Genomic DNA, 4,419 nt, shown 5'->3' on the forward strand with positions numbered 1-4,419 from the left:
CCTCGCCAAGTGGCTGTCCACCGCGCCGAAGCTGCTGATCGTCGACGAGCCGACCGCGGGCCTCGACCCGGAGGAGCGGATCCGCTTCCGCACGCTGCTGTCCCAGTTCGCCGGCCGGCGCACCGTGCTGCTGAGCACGCACATCGTCGACGACATCGCGCAGACCTGCCGCGAGGTGGCGGTGCTCGCCAAGGGCCGGCTGATCTTCCGCGGGACGGTCGACGAGCTGACCAGCCGCGCCGCGGGCCGGGTCTGGTCGGTCGTCACCGACGGGCCGCCGCCGACCGAGGGCACCGTGGTGTCCGCGTTGCCGCACGAGGACGGCATGCGGTACCGGATCGTGGCCCCCACGGCTCCGAGCACGGCGGCCAGCCCGGTGGAGCCGGGCCTGGAGGACGGGTATCTGGCCGTCACCGCGCGCTGAATCGGCGGAACGAAAGCGGCATCGGCGGCGTTGAGCATTGTCGTGACCCTTGCCTTCGCCGTCCTCGGCGACTCCATCGCGTACGGATTGGGCGCGTCGAAGCCCGCCGACTCGGTCGGCGCGCGCCTGGCCGCCGATCTCACCGCCGCCGGCACACCCATCGAGACCCGCGTCTTCGCGGTGTCCGGCGCCGACAGCCGGGCCCTGGCCGGGCAGGTCCAGCGGGCGACGGCCTGGAAGCCGGACCTGGCGCTCATCATCATCGGCGCGAACGACCTGACCCACCTCGTCCCGGTGCAGCAGGCGGCCGCGCTGCTCGGTGAGGCGGTCCGCACGCTGCGCGCCAACGACGCCGAGGTGGTCGTGGCGCCGGCGCCGGACCTCAGCGTCGTACCGTGGGTGCCTCCGCAGATGCGCCTCACCGTGCAGGCGGCGAGCCACCTGCTGCGGCAGGAGCAGACCCGGGCGGCGACCGCGGCCGGCGCCCGGATCGCCGACATCAGCGCCACGTCGTCCACGGCCTTCGCCACCGACCCGGCGATGTTCAGCGCCGACCGGTTCCACCCATCCAGCGCGGGCTACGAGGTCATCACGGCCGCGCTGGCCCCCGTGGTCCGGGCGGCGGCCGAGGCCTGCCGCAGTTGAGCACATTAACCACCGCGGAAAGCGTCAACACCCTGGTGCGCTTCTGCGCGCTCCGCGATGTCCCGGTGCTGACGGCCGGGCTGGCCGACGTGGCCATCCTCTTCGGCGGCAGCGTGCTGGGCGGGGCCGACGTGTTCGCCGATGGCATGCGGGCGGGCGTCGCCGACCGGTACATGGTCGTCGGGGGCCAGGGACACACGACCGACGCGTTGCGGTCCCGGCTCCGCGACCGCATGGGCTGGGCGGACGTTGCCACGATGACCGAGGCGGCCCTGTTCGCCCGCTATCTCGCCGAGCGGCACGGGCTGACCGTCGACCTCCTGGAGCAGGAGTCGACCAACTGCGGCAACAACGTCACGTACGCGCTGGACCTGCTGCGGAACGCGGGCGTCCGGCACGACCGGCTTCTCCTGATGCAGGACGCGACGATGCAGCACCGGATGTCCGCCGGCTTCCGCCTGCACGCGCCGCCCTCGACCCGGATCGTCGACTACGCCGCGCATCGGACCACCGTGACCGGCGTGGGCGGCGCCCTGTCGTACGTCGACCCGCCGGACGGCATGTGGCAGCTCGAGCGGTACGTCGCGATGCTGATGGGCGAGATCCCCCGCCTGACCGACGACGAGCACGGGTACGGCCCCGCCGGCCGGGGCTTCATCGCGCACGTCGACGTGCCGGACGAGGTGCGCCGCGCCTTCGATCACCTGCGCGAGAACACGGGCTTCGCAACCCGTCGGGCCGACCCGCGCTGGGCCGGCTGACCCGGCTGCCCATCCCTGGCGCCGTTCGGCGGGGACGGCTCGGACAGCCGGAGTCCGCGGCTCAGGGCCGCGGCGCTGACGCCCAGAAATGCGGTGGACCGCGGGCGTACAGTGGTGGTCATGGAGATCAGGTTCTTCGTCACCGCCGCCGCGCGAGCTCTCCGCTCGCCGGCCGCCACCGCCTGACTTTCTCTCCTCCACCGGCGACCGGAAATGGTTCGCCGGCTCTGCCATCGCATCGGCCCGCGGACGCTTCCGGCCGCCTCGATGCGAAAGGCCACCGTCATGCACCACGAGCAGATCGATCGCACCTTCGTCGACTACTTCGAGGAGCGCGGCCACCGGCTGGTGCCGGGCTCCTCGCTGATCCCGCCGCCGGGTGATCCGGTGCTCTTCACCACCTCCGGCATGCACCCGCTGACGCCGTACCTGCTCGGGCGGCCGCACCCGATGGGCCGCCGCCTCGTCAACGTGCAGCGATGCCTGCGCACCACCGACCTCGACGAGGTCGGCGACCGGACCCACCTGACGCTGTTCCGGATGCTCGGCTCGTGGTCGCTCGGCGACTACGACGTCTCGCAGAGCCTGCGCTGGGGTTATGAGTTCCTCCGCGACGGTTTGGGGATCGGGCACGACCGGATGCACGTGACCGTCTTCGGCGGCGACGATCAGGTCGGCCTGGACGAGACGTCGCTGCGGACCTGGGAAGGGCTCGGCGTGCCGGTCGAGCTCACTGTGCAAGAAAACTGGTGGGACAACGGCCTCACCGGTCCGTGCGGGCCCGACTCGGAGATCTTCATCTGGACCGGCGACGGGCCGCCGCGCGGCACGCCCGGCACGGACGAGCGGTGGATGGAGGTCTGGAACCACGTGCAGATGCGCTACCACCGGCACGAGGACGGCAGCCTGACCTCACTGCGACACCCCAGTGTGGACACCGGCATGGGCCTGGAGCGGCTCGAGATGGTGCTGGGCGGTCACCGGTCGGTCTATCAGGGCAGCGGCCTGATGCCGTGGGTCGAGAGCGTGCAACGGTTGTGGGAGCTGAGCGAACGGGACCAGCGCGTGGTCTGCGACCACTTGCGGACCGGCGTGGGCGTGGTCGAGGACGGTGTGCGGCCGTCCAACACCGGACGCGGGTACGTGCTGCGCCGGTTGATCCGCCGCGTCCTCACCATCCTGTGGCGCCGGGACCCGACCCACACCCTGTCCGACCTTCCCTCGGAGATCGTGCCCGTCGGCGACGTCCGCACGGTGTTCACCGACGAGGAGCGCCGGTTCCGGGAGTTGCTGCGGCGGGGACGGCACGTGGTCACCACGCGCCGGTCGCGGGGACCGTTCACCGAGGAGGATTATCGCGACCTGCACGAGACGCACGGGCTGCCGCGAGACCTGATCGACGAGATTCTCGGCGAGGTGATTCCCGGCCACGTGCACGCCTGACGCCGCAAGCCGGCCGGCGGCCCCGCGCGTACGCTGTCGAGATGGCCCGGGCCCCGACCATCTACGACGTGGCCAGGGAGGCCGGTGTCGCCGCGTCCACGGTGTCACGCGCCTATGCCCGGCCGGGCCGGGTCAGCGCGCGGACGGCGCGGGCCATCTTCGACGCGGCCGAGCGGCTCGGCTACCGGACCGATCGGCTGGGCGGGCCGGCCGGGCACGACCACCACATGACCAAGGCGATCGGCCTGGTCGTCGCCGACGTCACGAACCCGTTCTACGGCGAGATCATCAAGGGCGCCTACGAGGCGGCGCGCGATGAGGGCTACCACCTGATCCTCTCGCACACCAGCGAGTCCCCGGAGCTCGAGCGGGAGTCGATCGAGCGGGAGTTCGGCGCGGTCGACGCGCTCGTGATCGCCAGTTCCCGGATGAGCGACTCGACGCTGCGGGTGATCGCCAAGCAGAAGGCCCTGGTGCTGCTGAACCGCACCATTCCCGAGGTGTCCTGCCTGATCTCCGACAACCAGCGCGGGGTGCGCCGGGCGGTGGAGCACCTCGGCATGCTCGGACACGAGAGCATCCTCTACGTCTCCGGGCCCGCGGAGAGCTGGCCGGAGGGGATCCGGTGGCGCGCTCTGCGGGAGACGGCCATGGAGCTCGAGCTGGACGTCCGGCGGCTGGGCCCCAATCCGCCCACCATGTCGGCCGGCTTCAACAGGGCCCGCCGGGTCGCGCGACTCGGCGCCACCGCCGTCCTGGCCTACAACGACCAGCTCGCGATCGGGGTGATGAAAGGTCTGCGTACGCTCGGACTGAGGGTCCCGCACGACGTGAGCGTCGTCGGCTTCGACAATATCGCGTTCGGCGAGATCACCGAGCCGACGCTGACGACGGTCGCCGCACCCCTGCGTCACATGGGCGCGACGAGCGTCCGCAACTGCATCGCCGTCCTGCGCGGGGCGCTGCCCAGCGCACCCCCGCTGGTCCTGCCCATCAGACTGGTCGAACGGCAGTCCACCGGCCCCCGGAGGGGCCTGGATTCTCCGTCCTAATGGGTCTCGAACCGGCCTGTTCTGATAGAAGGGGTCGGGTCCACACCGCCAGGAGTCGAGCACTGATGAGTCCAGACCTTCGAGGTCTACGGCT

4 protein-coding genes and 1 pseudogene are annotated in these 4,419 nt (G+C 71.6%); all 5 read left to right on the forward strand.

The window, feature by feature from the left end; all coding sequences use genetic code 11:
* Positions 1-424, forward strand: a pseudogene (locus AB0M20_RS29140) (ABC transporter ATP-binding protein); the annotation flags it as partial.
* 42 nt (positions 425-466) lie between these two features.
* Complete coding sequence (locus tag AB0M20_RS29145) at positions 467-1,069, forward strand: SGNH/GDSL hydrolase family protein (protein ID WP_364303515.1); 603 nt, start codon at positions 467-469, stop codon at positions 1,067-1,069.
* The gene (locus AB0M20_RS29150; protein WP_364303516.1) at positions 1,066-1,830 is read left to right on the forward strand and encodes a hypothetical protein; all 765 of its coding nucleotides are present in this window, start codon (positions 1,066-1,068) and stop codon (positions 1,828-1,830) included. Before AB0M20_RS29145 ends, AB0M20_RS29150 begins: the two co-directional genes overlap by 4 nt.
* 267 nt (positions 1,831-2,097) lie before the next feature.
* The gene (locus tag AB0M20_RS29155; RefSeq protein ID WP_364303517.1) at positions 2,098-3,273 is read left to right on the forward strand and encodes an alanine--tRNA ligase-related protein; all 1,176 of its coding nucleotides are present in this window, start codon (positions 2,098-2,100) and stop codon (positions 3,271-3,273) included.
* Between the two features lie 41 nt (positions 3,274-3,314).
* Entirely contained in the window at positions 3,315-4,325 is a 1,011-nt protein-coding gene (locus AB0M20_RS29160; protein WP_364303518.1) for a LacI family DNA-binding transcriptional regulator, read from the forward strand.
* The last annotated feature ends 94 nt before the right edge of the window (positions 4,326-4,419 follow it).

Origin of the sequence: Actinoplanes sp. NPDC051633, assembly GCF_040681735.1 — a bacterium.
Lineage (GTDB): Bacteria > Actinomycetota > Actinomycetes > Mycobacteriales > Micromonosporaceae > Actinoplanes.

Bases quoted from the DNA above. Each gene is read 5' to 3' on its own strand.
- AB0M20_RS29155 (WP_364303517.1), top strand. From the start codon at position 2,098: ATGCGAAAGGCCACCGTCATGCACCACGAGCAGATCGATCGCACCTTC.
- AB0M20_RS29160 (WP_364303518.1), top strand. From the start codon at position 3,315: ATGGCCCGGGCCCCGACCATCTACGACGTGGCCAGGGAGGCCGGTGTC.